Here is a 13097-nt window from a genome sequence, read left to right as displayed (position 1 = left end):
GGGCCACCATGCCTGAAATGACTTTTCATGGATCCTGTTATAAATATTACACTATGAGTGTATTAAATCCAGACGGTCAACAACCGGTTCGCAGAAGCCGGCTCGGCCACTGGCACGGGGAAAGTCTGAGCCCGGCAACCAGCGCCGGTAAACACAACGTCTGAAAGTGAAAAATCATGCATCGAACCCTTGCCGCCTCTCGAAATACCTCCAGCCCCTGCAATGTCCTTGCGCTCTGCTCGCGCGACAATCCGGCCATTCTGACAATTGCCCATCGCGGTTTCTGGACCGCCACCGCCGAAAATTCGCTGGCTTCCGTCCGTGCCGCGGTTGCTGCGGGGGTAGAGATGATCGAGATCGACACGCAGGCGACGGCCGATGGCCGGCTGGTCGTCATTCACGACGGGACACTCGACCGCACGACGACGGGGAAGGGCATCGTGAATGCGCTGCCCTTCGAGGTGGTCCGCGCCGCGAGACTGAAGGCCGGTGCGGGTGGCGATGCGGCCGAGGTGACGGATGAATGCGTGCCGACGCTGGAAGAATTACTGGAAGAGGCGCGCGGCAGGATCGCCGTCAATATCGACACCAAATTCGCCCGCGATCTGCCGCTGGTCATGGAAACCGTGCTGCGGCTCGATATTCAGGATCAGGTGCTGGTGAAGACTGATATCGACCCGGAAGCCGCCCGTTTCGAGGTGCTGGATGCGCACTGGTTCGGCAAGATCCCGCATATGCCGATGTTCCCGGTGCGGAAGGGCAAGTTTGCGGAGGATTTACGCCGTATCGAGGCGTTGCGTGCGCCGATGATCGAGGTGAAATTCACCGATATAGCCGATCTGGCTGAAGGTCGTACCGAGATGGAACGCCAGAACATCCGTCTCTGGATCAACACGCTCGACGTCGCCCATTGCCTCGATTTCAATGACACGCGCGCGCTGGCGGCCCCTGAAGCCGTGTGGGGCGCTCTCGCCGAGGCCGGCGTCGGAGCGATCCAGACGGATGAGGTCGAAGCTTTTACCGGCTGGCTGAAGACGGCCCCCGCCGCGACCGGTAGAGCATGGGCAAGATGAGCAAGCGTCTCGAAGCGCCGTCGCCATCGTCCTAATAAAGTCGATGGCAGATGTGTTGAAACATCTGCCATCTGCATATCAGCCGGCTGAAACGCCGCAACCGGGCAATGTCCGGTCAGGCCGCTATCGCTCGTCAGTTCGCCCGGGACAGCGCAATTGCATCAGGACCTGCGGGAAAACGAAGCTGGCCGGATACATCATGGACGGCGCTCCAGATCGCTTCGGCGACATCGCCTTCGCTGGTCGTCATGGCCGGTTTGGCGAAGCCTTCAAGGATTGGTCCTGCAAAGTCCATGTAGTCTTCCGGCAGCAGCTGCGCCAGCGGCAGGATGGCGTTTGTCGTGAAGCGGGTGGTCGGGGCATAACCCGGTTCCACCAGCTTCACCCGGATGTTGAAATGACCGAGTTCATGCGCAAGCGAACCGGAGAAACCCTGGATTGCCTGCTTGCTGGCGGTGTAGGCGGCGGCGAGCGGGAAGGAGGCGAGCGTGGCGCTGGATGTGACGTTGATGATGGTGCCGGATCGGCGCTTTCGCATCTGCGGGATTATCGCCTGCGTCATCGCCATCACACCGAAGCTGTTGGTGTCGAAGATCGTGCGGATTGCCGGCATGGGTGTCGCTTCAAAAGCGCCGACCATGCCGATGCCGGCATTGTTGACCAGCACATCGACCGGACCTGCCGCATCGATCAGCGCCGCGATGCTTTGTTCGTCCGTCACATCTAGCGGCAGGACGCGCAGCCGCTCGGTGTCGCCAACGAAGCGGTTGGGATCCGGATGCCGCATGGTGGCAACGACATTCCAGCCGCGCGAAAGGAAGAGCTCTGCAGTTGCCTTGCCATAGCCCGATGAGGTGCCGGTGATGAGGATCGTTCTGGTCATCATAATCTCCATTGTTCGATAGGACCGGAGATAGACGATGTTTTCTGGATGATATATGCTTTAGACACCGTAATTTATTATTGATCGTCCAGACAATGGATCCTCTTAGCGATATCATCGATCTTCTGCGGCCGAGCGCCGCCGTTTCGAAGCCGATTTCCGGACGTGGCCGATGGGGCGTGCGTTATCGCGCCTATGATGCGCCGGGTTTTGCCGTCGTGCTGGACGGTGCGGCGTGGCTTATGATCGATGGCCGGGAACCGCTGCGGCTGGCGTGCGGTGATTTTCTGCTTTTGCCCTCCACACCCGCCTTCTCGCTTTGCAGCGATACCGACGTCGACTGCATTCCGGTCGAGCCGCAAGATCAGGCGGTGCGGCATGGGGAATGCGAAGGGGAACCCGATTTCGTTGCGCTGGGGGGACGTTTCACGTTCGAGCGGGTCAATGCGGCGCTGCTGCTTTCGTTGATGCCCGAGCTGATCCATGTGCCGGCGGGTGAGGGCGGAGCCTCCCGGCTGGCGCGTCTGATCGAATTGCTGGCGGAAGAATGCGCGCGCGAGGATGCGGGCAAGGAACTGATCATCCGGCGTATGCTGGAGGTTTTGCTGGTTGAAGTGCTGCGGCGGCCGAACGCGGGCAACGAGGCTATTCCTGCGGGACTGGTGAAGGGAATGCGTTTGCCGGGGCTTGCCCGCGCATTGTCCGCCATGCACGCCAATATCCGCGCGAACTGGACCGTCGGCGAACTGGCCGGCATCGCCGGCATGTCGCGCTCGGCCTTCGCGGCGCGTTTTCATGAAATGCTCGGCTGCGCGCCGATTGAATATCTGGCCCGCTGGCGGATGGCGCTTGCCAGGGACGCGCTGATGCGCGGGGTAAAGTCGCTCGACGATATTGCGGATGAGATCGGTTATGAATCCGCCAGCGCATTCAGCACCGCTTTCCGCAGGAGAACGGGTGTCGCTCCGGGCAGCTTTGCCCGTGCGAACAGCGACAGGCACTGACTGCGCGGATTTCTGCAGCCGTGCCGGTCATGGCGGCGGCGGGAGCCTTTTCGGACCATCTAGAGAGAGTGACGTTGATCCGTGCCGGTATAGGCGCGTTCGCTCCAGAGCAGGGCTCTGCGCAGCCGGTCCGATATTGCTTCGATTATGGCGCCTACGAACAGTATATGGTCTGCGGCATCGATGGAACCGACAAGTTCGCAGTCCATGGACAGAAGCGCATCGGCAAGTCTGGGGCTTCCTGACGGCCAGGCATCCCAGTCTCCGATGCTGAACCGGTCCGTGTGATTTCCCTTGCCCGCAAAGACATCGGCAATCTCCTCCTGTCCTCTGGCCAGTGCCGCAACGGAGAAGCGTCGGCTCGCTGCGATGAGGTCGACCATGCGGCTGCTGGCGTCGATGGAAATCATCAGAAGCGGCGGTTCCGCGCTGAGCGGCATGAAGGAGGTGATGGTGCGCCCAACCCGCTCTCCGGCGTGGCAGGTCGTGGCCACCGCCACGGTGAAGCTTAGGCCGGCCATTGAATCCTTGAATTCACGCGGGGAGATCATCGGAGAGGCGCAAGCTTTCAGCGGAACATGCGCGTGATTGACCACACCGCCATCGATCAGCCTTAGATTATGAGACATGATGTGCCGGGCTAACCGCCCGCTCCCGGATTTTTCGAAAAAATGGACATTTTTGCCGCAGCGCCATTCATGATGTCGGCATTGTCAGGCGGTGACTTTTTCTCGTGCACGCGCGGCCAGATGCCGGAATAGTGGCGGTTGAGGTCGAGCCAGACATGCAGCCCCGCTTCGGTATCCGGCCGGATCGCGGCGGCGGGACATTCGCCCTCGCAAATCCCGCAGTCGATACATTGATCGGGGTGAATGACGAGCATGTTCTCGCCTTCATAAAAACATTCGACCGGACAGACTTCCACGCAGTCCATATATTTGCAGGCGATGCAGTTTTCGGTGACGACATAGGGCATTGAGACGCTCGAAGGGAGTTGCAGCCGGACGGCGGCTGTCCGGCTGCGCCTGATCCGGCCGGCCGCCCAGGGCAGCGGGACCGGCTGGATCGGTGGGGCTCAAATCAAAGGTGGGCGGCGACCGCCTGCCAGTTCACCAGATTGTCGAGGAAATTTTCGAGGTAAGCGGGGCGCTTGTTGCGGAAATCGATGTAATAGCTGTGTTCCCACACATCGCAGCCAAGAAGCGCCTTCTGCCCGAAGCAGAGCGGATTGACCCCGTTTTCGGTGCGGGTGATCTTCAGCGAGCCGTCGGTATCCACCACCAGCCACGCCCAGCCCGAACCGAACTGGGAGGCGCCGGAGAGGGCGAAATTCTGCTTGAACAGCGCGACCGAGCCGAAGGACTGCGTCAGCGCATCTTCCAGCACCTTGGGGATCGCATGATTTTCCGGCCCCATGATTTCCCAGAAGAGATTGTGGTTCCAGTGCTGGGAGGCATTGTTGAAGATGCCGGATTGCGCCACTGCACCCTTCTCATAGGTGCCCCGGACGATCTCTTCGAGGCTCCTGTTTTCCCATTCGGTGCCGACGATCGCCTTGTTGAGATTATCGACATAGGCCTTGTGGTGAAGATCGTGATGGAACTTCAGCGTCTCCTCTGACATGCCCGAGGGGGCGAGCGCATCATGGGCGTAGGGGAGGTCGGGAAGCTGGAAAGCCATGGGGTATCCTTTGTCAACTGTTCGCTCAAGAGCATGGAAAGAGCCTTGCGAAAACAAGGTGACAGTACTTCTAGGACCTCAACCATGGTTCAGGTCAAGAGGTTTTTTTAAGGGCCACGCAACGCTGACGGGCAAGCGGAAGAAAGCGCTTTTGGATCCGGTAGAGCGGCTCCGGCAGAGCAGAGCCACTATGCTCCACCGGTCTTAATAGCCTCTAAGACTGCCGTTCTGCTTGATATTTCGGCAGCGACTGCGCAGCATGCTTTCCGTTATCGAGGAGAGGGAGAAAGTCTTGGCCAGAGCCGTTGGAATTGGTGGCGTATTCTTCAGGGCAGCAGATGCTGCCGGTCTGGCCGAATGGTATGAAAAACATCTCGGCATCGACGATCTGCATAAATCCGTGTGGCATCAGGAGGCCGGAATGACGATTTTTGGGCCTTTCGACAGAAATAGCGAATACTTCGGTCGTGCTGAACAGCAATGGATGATCAATTTCCGGGTGGATGATCTCGATGCTCTTATCGTGAAGCTGACGGCAGACGGCATCGAGGTTGAAACCCGCGCCGAATGGGATTCGGAGGTGGGACGCTTCGCAAGGATACATGATCCGGAAGGTAATCCGGTGGAATTGTGGGAGCCCGCTCGGAGCTGATGATATTTGTGCCCCGCCGGATCGCCTCGAAGGTGAGTGCTTTACCTCGCGCCAGGGTTGACGCCGGATCGGTGGCCGCGCTGTTTCGAAATGGGCTTCCGAGGAGGGCGGTCGCTCAGATTGCGATAAGCACAAGTCTGACTGACAGATTCTGATCTCTGTCCGGCGCGTCATGCCTTCTCAATCAATTGCTCATATGCCTTGCGGCACGATCGGCGCCCTCAAAGCCCGAGGAACTTGAAGGGTTTGGTGTCCTTCAAGCTCTCATTCGCCATACCCGAATAGATATGGATCTGATTGGGGCCGAGATCGAGTTTCTTGACCGCACCGGTTTCTTTCGAGAGATCGAGTTTCGTCATGTCGATCCAGAAGATATTCGGCGTCAGAGCCGATTCGAAGAAATAGAGTTTGCGTTTGTGATCTATCACCGTGCGCCAGCGGGTTGAGGAAATGTTCGGCTGGTCTGGTGTGGTAATGCCGTAGGGAACGGAGACGTTGCGGATCACGCTAAAGACGCTCGCGATGGCTTCGACAGGGTTCTCGCTCTTTGGAATGGCATTGGCGTAGAAAGAGGCGCGGGCAAACCGGTCCGATGCGCGGTTGGTGCCCGGCAGCATGACAGTGCCGCCGATCTGCTGCCAATATTCGTTGAGCGCCAGCTGGTGGTCGAAGGTCGGCGAATTGGTCATCACCTGAAACTGACGCCCGTGATGGATGACCTGCTTGCCATCGATATATTCAATGATAGCGCTGTCGCCGCTCGCATCCGAAAGGGAAAGGTGCAAAGTTGCCAGACGCTCTTCGCCGGGCACATTGTCGGTCACGATTGTGAAGGGGTTTTTCTCGAGCGCAGCGACTGCCTCTTCCACCGTCGCGAAATTGTCGAGTGCATATTGCGCCCAGGCCGCGATAGACAGACCCGGCGATTTGCCGTCATAGGCGGGATAGCTCGACTCAACCAGCCAGAGGACGTTTGCAGCAAGCCCCGCCTCATTCATGCCGTCCGTCGTGGAAATATCATAGCCCGATGCAATGACGCTGCCGTATTTCGAAGTCCATTTGACCGAATTCGGCCCAGCCTCGCCAGAGCGCTCCATGCCGCGCGGGAAGACCCAGATATTGGTTCCTACATCCGTTTTCCAATCCATCGACCGGGCCGTCATCACCTGATTATTTTCGCCCAGATAGACGAACCGCGTGCAGGCCTGCGCGACAGAGGTTGTGAGCGTCGCGATGGAAAAGATCGCGGCGGTGCAGGCGGAAATAAACGGAAGGGTGTTCAGGGGCATGGGAACGTCTCCGGGTCTCGCGGTACAAATACAGCGTATGATAGAAGATCGGACTTGTTGGGGCGTGTCAAATAGGTTTAGCTGCAGGCGATCGGTTGGGGAGAAGTCATTGCTAAAATTACCAGCTTTTGCCGCCCTTATGGCTTTTTCTGCAAGCGCGGCCTCAGCCGCGGATCAACCCGGCTCCCTACCCGCGAAGGTTGACAGTGCCGATTGGGCGTTCCAGGCAACGGGTTATCTGTGGGCGACCGGTTTGAACGGCAACATCTCGCCGTTCCGTCGCGCACCGACGCTGCATGTCGAAAAATCCTTCTCCGACGTCATGGACGATCTCAATTTCGGCGGGTTCTTGAACATCTGGGGCCGTTATGACCGCTTCGTCCTGTCCGGCGATCTAATGTATGTTGACACCACGGACAGCAAGGCGGCCGGGCCGCTGCCGGCGCTGCAAATCCCGGGTTTGCCCACCCTTCCGGCTGGCGCCGCAATCGATGCGAACGTCGATACGCAGGAATTCATGGCGACATTACAGGCCGGTTACCGGATCGTGGATGCAGACGGATTTTCGCTCGACGCCTTGGCGGGAGCCCGCTTCTGGCATATCTCCAACGCGGTGGCTGTCACTGCCAGCCATCCCCTGATCGGCAGCGTATCCGCCACGTATAAGGAAAGCTTCGGGTGGGTTGATCCCGTGATCGGCGCGCGCGCCTTTTTCAACCTCACGGATAAACTCTCCGTGCAGGGGCAGGTCGATATCGGCGGCTTTGGAGCGGGGGCGGATCTCACCTGGTCTGCGCTCGCGACGGTGAACTACATCTTTACGGACACACTGTCCGTTTCGGCGGGCTACAAGGTACTCGATGTCGATTACTCGGATGACGGGTACGTTTTTGATTCCCGATTGAGTGGGCCTGTACTGGGGCTGACGTACCGGTTTTAGTTATTGATTCGCGTCATCTTATCGACTTTGCATACCCCTATTGGGGACGCAATTTTAGCTTCCCCTTAATTTTGGTCGTCCTCTGGGTCTTGCGGACAGGTGCGCAATCCGCACCAATTATCAGGAGATGCAAGAGAAAACCTTTGCCGGTGTTACGGTTTCCGTACACTGCTGGACAAGTTGCCGAAGGTGCAGCACGAGTTCTCTGCTTTCGGTAAGGGTGATGCATTCCAGATTATCTTGCTGGCCGGTCGCTGAGGAGCGCTAACAATGCCGGATTGATGTAGAGATTTTCCCGACCGGCTTTGATTTCGTTGAGCAGACCGTTCTCGGCCAGTGCCTTGAGATACGCAGATGCGGATTGTCGTTTGGCAATCCCGGCCTCTACCAGGTCACCGATGCGGCAATAGGGGTTCACAAAGATCACCTCGGCGAGTTCTCGTGAATAGATTTTTGGAAGATCGCGCCGTATACGTTCGGCGGTCTGATCCAAAAGATCGCGGATGGCACGGATGCGGGCTGTTGACCACTGGGCTGTGTCTCGCACCGCTTCTAGCATGAAGATGATCCAATCTTCCCAGGCGCTGTCAGCCGTCACGGCAAGAAGCCTATCATAATAGGCGCGCTTGTTACCGATAATGTAGCGGCTGAGATAAAGTACCGGAATATCGAGCAGTCCCTTGTCCACCAGGTAGAGCAGATTCAGGATGCGGCCGGTGCGGCCATTACCATCAGTGAAGGGATGAATGGCCTCAAATTGGTAGTGCATTACCGCAAGCCGGATCAGCGGGTCGATTTCCTCTGCCTCATGAATATAGCGTTCCCAATTGGCGAGTTTTGTCCGCAGCAGTTCTTGTCCTTCCGGCGGTGTGTAAATCACTGTACCAGTTGTCTCATTCATCAGCGCGGTACCCGGCGTTGATCGAATGTCGAGATTGACGCCTTTGATCGTTCTACACACGGCTACAGCCGTTGATGTCGAGACTGGCCGGTCTTTAAGCGACTGGAACCCTTCGTTGAGAGCTGTGCGATAGCGCAGGGCCTCCTTTGTCGCCGGATCTGCTTGGTTTCCAGCTTCCTTCGCAAAACGGAAAAGTTTGTCCGTCGTCGTGACGATATTTTCGATCTCTGAGCTTGCCTGTGCTTCGAGCAGTGGGATCGAATTGATCAGGACTGATTGATTTGGAATGAGTTGCCCGGACACCCGCAGTTCTGCGAGTGCGGCTCTCGCAGCGATGCAAGCCTTCAGTACTGTCTTGGTTTCGACGTCGTTGCGTGGTGGAAGTGCCGGGAGATCGTTGTAGGGACGGTTAGCGAGGAAGGACATGTCGATGTTTCCTTATTTGGTCGACATGTGGGATTTAATATGTCGATGCAATCGACATATTTCTATGTAATGTCGATGAAAAGTAATTTTATCGACATATATCTACCACTGCAAGAGGTTGTGCTTCCTGAGAGTAGTTTATGGCCCCGTCGGCCCCGGTCTTTTGTTCCCTAAACTACGAACCGATCCATCAGGAAATTGGGGCGAATATCATATCCAGCGGCAATTCCATCCAGTTCAGCATCGGGGTGCTCTGCGAGGATGCCGGTCCTGACAAGGCATGACGCAAGACCCGCGCCGGAAGCCCCCGCAATATCATGTTCCAGCCTATCGCCAAGTCGACCTCCGTGCTGTCGGCGCTGAACCGCCCCAAGTTTCTGGACCTGCGGATGGTAGAGTCGCCGGCCTATCGACTCAGTCCAAGCCCCTGTGACCGGTTAAGCTGCCGTCTGAGTGCGTGGTCATGGCTAAGCTCGGCCATGTGCGTTTGGTTCACGATACGGGCGGTAATCTGGATCTGCCCGGCCTGTTTTGCGAGCTCCGGGCGTGTCTCCAACTCCTCGGCGAACCTGCGAGGATCAGAACTACCGAACCGCCGCGTGAGTGCATCGACCACCAGCCTGGCCTCATCAAGCGCGGCTCGGCCCTCAGGTGACGATCGCAGTTCCGCGATAAATTTGTCCCGCTTTTCGACCGGCATCTTTTCGACCTGGGCAATGATCTCGGTGCTGCGCGGCGTGAGGCCAGGTACCTCGATCACGTCACGCCGTTCCCGCTGCCATTGTTCGCTTTGACGCTCTTCGCCAAGCCGGCGCTTCCATGCCTCGGACACATAGCCAATATGGAAAGAGAGAGATCTGGCATATTGTAGCGCCTCCTTCCGCTCCTTGTTGTTTCCGAACATCCCCGACCTGCCGCGTAGCTCCCCGAAGCGCTCTGGCTGCTCGGCCATGGCCTTCGCCATGATATTGCCATTGCCTTCCTTTTCGGTCATCGCGGTGCGCAGTCTTGCAGCGACCTCGGCCGGATCACGGAACACGTGCCGCACCAGAGATTCGACTGTATCGAATTGCTGATCGATGACGGACATCGCCCTTTGCTGCGCCACCTCTTCGATACTGCGTTGGTATCGGGTAATCGCTGGTACCAGCGGCGATGGCTTGCCGGGTTCCAGCGACGATTGCTGGCTGAGAGCTTCGGTGGAGGCGGGGACGCCGCCGTCTTGCGACATGAGGTCGGACCACCGAATGCGGCGATATCCGTTATTGTCCTCTGTCCGGTCGTCTTGCTTACCGTCATCGATTTTCCGGGCGAACTCATTGCGACGATTTTTGCGGCGAACAGGGCCGGCCAGATCGCCTCCAGGTTCCTCGTAAACCTGCTGACGTTCCGATGGCCGGCCCTGCTGTTCCCGTTGCAGATGGACTGCACGGGACGAAACCTCTTGGCGCTCATCTCGGGCCGAAGCAAGTTCGATCTCGCTCCTGACCCCGAGCTGCTCTGCGATACCCCGCCGCTCGGAAAAGTCCCTTATGTAATCCAGCGTCGTTTCCTTGGCGCCGGAACGCGACAGGCGGCTTGTCAGCTTCTGGTAGGCCAGTTCGTCACCCTTGACGACACGCCATGCATTGCGCTCGGCCTGCGTGCCATCCGGAAGCGTGACGGGCGTGGCGCCTTCATGCTGTAGTCCGATCCTGTCTCCGATCTTTGCCGATGCATCTGGCATGGCCCGTTTGAGATCAACGCCCCACACCGTGTGCCGCTCGCCCTTGTCATTCTCCAGCGTCACAAAATAGCTTTCTCGCGCCTGGCGATTATGCTCGTAGGGCGCAACGCCGTGATCAACCAGCCGGCCCGCATTAGTGAACTCCTTTATGTCGGCATAGAGCTGCACGCTGTCGCGGTGCCTGGTCATGGCGACATAGGTCAGATGCCGATCCATGGTGCTGGATGCCAGCACAAAGGCGCGATCGACCGTCGCGCCCTGGTTTTTATGGATGGTCGCCGCATAGCCGTGGTCAATCGCCTGGTAGCTGTCCGTGGGAATGCTGACGCTATCGCCGCTTCGACCATCGAGCCGGGCGATGATCTTGCCCTTTTCGACATGCTCGACCGTGCCCAGCATGCCGTTTTTCACGCGGAGGTCGCGGTTGTTTTCGAGGAAGATGATCCGGTCACCGGCGGCGAAGGCGCGTTTGCCGTGACTGGTCTGGAACGTGAGTTCTCCGCCGTCCTCACTGTTCCCACGATCCTCAACATCCCCACGGTCTCCACCGGCGTTCTGCCCGTGGCCGCGCTCCAGTCGCTGTCTGTTCTGAAGCTCGGAACGGATGGCGGCATTGAGGGCCCCCACATCCGCACGGCGATGCGCCATGGCAATCCGGGTGTCATCCGGATGCTCAGTACTGTCGTCAACATAATCACGCACGATTTCTGCCAACGCCGCGTCGCGGCTTTCCGCAAAGTGGATGTCGCCGTGATCCCGGTAGGCGGAAAGGCCCTCGGCCGTCTTGTGGGTCGCAAAGGCAACCGATGCTTGCCTCTGCCAATCATGGCGCTGGCGGCGAATGTCCGAAAGTTCGACATGACCAATCTGCTCGGCTATCGCCCTGAAGGGTGCTCCGGCCCCGATTGCCTGGAGCTGCTCATGGTCGCCGACAAGAACGATCTTTGCTCCTCGCTCTTCAGCCTCGCTGATGAACCGGGCAAGCTGCCGGCTCCCGACCATGCCGGCTTCGTCGATGACGAACACGTCGCGTCGGCCGATCAGATCCCGGCCGTGGTCCCAGCTGTAAGACCATGACGCCAGGGTGCGGCTTTGAATGCCGGAACTTTCCTCAAGACCCTCGGCCGCCTTTCCGGCCAGCGCCGCCCCATGGACCTGATAACCTTGAGCCTCCCACGCCGCACGCGCGGCTGCCAGCATGGTGGACTTTCCCGCACCAGCGAACCCGACCACAGCCGCGATGCCTTCAGGGCCCGTAACATGTTTGATCGCATCACGCTGTTCGTCCGACAATCCTGTTGACGGATCGCGCGCAGCCAACATTCCGCCGGAGGTTTTCCGGATAGAGCGATCCTGCCTCTCGATTGCACGCGCGACATGGCGGGGATCAACCCGATGGCAATGCGCCTGATGCAATCGCTTCGCTGACCGCGCCATTGCGAGTTCCAGATCGATCATCTCGCGGGTCGAATAGCGCGCATTGGACACGTTGCCTGTCTCAGGATCGATGCGCTCAGCCTGAAGCTCGACGAGCGCTGGTGATGCCATAACAGCCGCAAAAGTGTTCCGAAATGTCTGCGCGTCATCGTTGATATAGCGATGCAGGTTCCTGGCAATGTCGTGCCGATCGAACACGCTCTTTTCATTGCTGATCAGCAACAAAACCTGTTCCGGCTTTTGGCGGATCAGCTCGGCATTTCGCCGTGCTGCCTTGTCATCCAGCCGGCCGCGCTCGACTGCTATCCCTCGCCGTTCCATCTGCGAGGCATGCACGCCCATATGCCCGGTCGGCGACAACTCGAGGCCGCGCTGAGCAAGGGAGCGATGATCGATGCGGACATCCAGACCTTCGCGTTGAAGCTGACGAATGGCGATGCCTTCCCATGACTGCCTGATAGCTTGAATCTGCATGTCGGTTGTCGCCATACCGTTTGCCAACAGCCTTGCGTTCTTGTGCTCAAGACGGGTCTTCTCGCCAAGGCCGGCTCTACCAACCTGCCGCGTCGTCATCAGCACATGCGCATGGTAGTTCCTGATATCACCATGCTCACCTGGCGAATGGATGGCAAAATCCACAGCCGCGCCATAGCGGTTTGCCAGATCCTGCGCGAAGGCGCGCGCAGCCTTCAGTCGCCCCTCTGGCGAAAGCTCACGCGGAAGCGCGATTTCGAATTCGCGGGCAACGCGGGCATCCTTGCGCTTTTCTGCAAACTCGGCAGCGTTCCACAAAGCCGAACGATCCAGGGCCCAATCGGCAGAAAGACCTTCCGGCAGCACGATCTCTTTATGCTCCACTCCCTCTTTGCGGGTGAAGTCATGCACGAGGCCGTCGCGCTGATTGGTGAGGAGAACCGCGCAACGGTAGGCGGCAGATGCCACAGCACTTCGGCCGGATGAGCGCGAGACAGGCTTGGTGCTGAGATGATAAATCGCCAACCGAAATCTCCGGTTCTCAAGGCGGAAATCAACGCTGATTTCCGCTGCAAGTCGTAAGTGCGCCCTTGTCTGTTAATCGGTTGCGAG

The 13097-nt window shown here is 58.5% G+C and carries 12 protein-coding genes; 4 read left to right on the top strand and 8 right to left on the bottom strand.

What is annotated here, in order from left to right; translation table 11 throughout:
- Positions 1-176: 176 nt before the first annotated feature.
- Positions 177-1073, top strand: a complete 897-nt coding sequence (locus BTE54_RS16235) for a glycerophosphodiester phosphodiesterase family protein (protein ID WP_078053151.1) — start codon at positions 177-179, stop codon at positions 1071-1073.
- Between the two features lie 133 nt (positions 1074-1206).
- Here BTE54_RS16235 and BTE54_RS16230 read toward each other — a convergent pair whose 3' ends face one another.
- Entirely contained in the window at positions 1207-1956 is a 750-nt protein-coding gene (locus tag BTE54_RS16230; protein ID WP_078053150.1) for an SDR family oxidoreductase, read from the bottom strand.
- A 95-nt stretch (positions 1957-2051) separates the two neighbouring features.
- On the opposite strand from BTE54_RS16230, the gene BTE54_RS16225 reads away from it, so the two are divergent.
- Complete coding sequence (locus BTE54_RS16225) at positions 2052-2960, top strand: AraC family transcriptional regulator (protein ID WP_078053149.1); 909 nt, start codon at positions 2052-2054, stop codon at positions 2958-2960.
- A 59-nt stretch (positions 2961-3019) separates the two neighbouring features.
- On the opposite strand, the gene BTE54_RS16220 is transcribed toward BTE54_RS16225, so the two are convergent.
- The 3 genes from BTE54_RS16220 to BTE54_RS16210 form a co-directional block, all read right to left on the bottom strand.
- Positions 3020-3589: a flavin reductase family protein gene (locus tag BTE54_RS16220; RefSeq protein ID WP_198939166.1), complete on the bottom strand. Its 570-nt coding sequence runs from the start codon at positions 3587-3589 to the stop codon at positions 3020-3022.
- A gap of 11 nt (positions 3590-3600) precedes the next feature.
- The gene (gene fdxA, locus BTE54_RS16215) at positions 3601-3936 is read right to left on the bottom strand and encodes a ferredoxin FdxA (protein WP_065655313.1); all 336 of its coding nucleotides are present in this window, start codon (positions 3934-3936) and stop codon (positions 3601-3603) included.
- Positions 3937-4040: 104 nt separating this feature from the next.
- A complete protein-coding gene (locus BTE54_RS16210) occupies positions 4041-4640 on the bottom strand; it encodes a superoxide dismutase (protein ID WP_078053148.1) in 600 nt (199 codons plus the stop codon).
- A gap of 292 nt (positions 4641-4932) precedes the next feature.
- Here BTE54_RS16210 and BTE54_RS16205 point away from each other — a divergent pair, with 292 nt between their 5' ends.
- Complete coding sequence (locus BTE54_RS16205) at positions 4933-5292, top strand: VOC family protein (RefSeq protein ID WP_078053147.1); 360 nt, start codon at positions 4933-4935, stop codon at positions 5290-5292.
- A 221-nt stretch (positions 5293-5513) separates the two neighbouring features.
- On the opposite strand, the gene BTE54_RS16200 is transcribed toward BTE54_RS16205, so the two are convergent.
- A complete protein-coding gene (locus BTE54_RS16200; RefSeq protein ID WP_078053146.1) occupies positions 5514-6581 on the bottom strand; it encodes a linear amide C-N hydrolase in 1068 nt (355 codons plus the stop codon).
- Positions 6582-6720: 139 nt separating this feature from the next.
- Here BTE54_RS16200 and BTE54_RS16195 point away from each other — a divergent pair, with 139 nt between their 5' ends.
- Positions 6721-7521: a hypothetical protein gene (locus BTE54_RS16195; RefSeq protein ID WP_078053145.1), complete on the top strand. Its 801-nt coding sequence runs from the start codon at positions 6721-6723 to the stop codon at positions 7519-7521.
- A gap of 235 nt (positions 7522-7756) precedes the next feature.
- Here BTE54_RS16195 and BTE54_RS16190 read toward each other — a convergent pair whose 3' ends face one another.
- The 3 genes from BTE54_RS16190 to traA form a co-directional block, all read right to left on the bottom strand.
- A complete protein-coding gene (locus tag BTE54_RS16190; protein ID WP_078053144.1) occupies positions 7757-8848 on the bottom strand; it encodes a Fic family protein in 1092 nt (363 codons plus the stop codon).
- Between the two features lie 170 nt (positions 8849-9018).
- Positions 9019-9174: an HAD hydrolase-like protein gene (locus tag BTE54_RS16185; protein ID WP_280530252.1), complete on the bottom strand. Its 156-nt coding sequence runs from the start codon at positions 9172-9174 to the stop codon at positions 9019-9021.
- A gap of 80 nt (positions 9175-9254) precedes the next feature.
- A complete protein-coding gene (traA, locus tag BTE54_RS16180; protein WP_078053143.1) occupies positions 9255-13010 on the bottom strand; it encodes a Ti-type conjugative transfer relaxase TraA in 3756 nt (1251 codons plus the stop codon).
- Positions 13011-13097: the final 87 nt, after the last annotated feature.

This window comes from Agrobacterium sp. YIC 4121 (assembly GCF_002008205.1).
Classification (GTDB): Bacteria; Pseudomonadota; Alphaproteobacteria; order Rhizobiales; family Rhizobiaceae; genus Agrobacterium; species Agrobacterium leguminum.
This window is presented reverse-complemented; position numbering and strand designations above follow the sequence as displayed.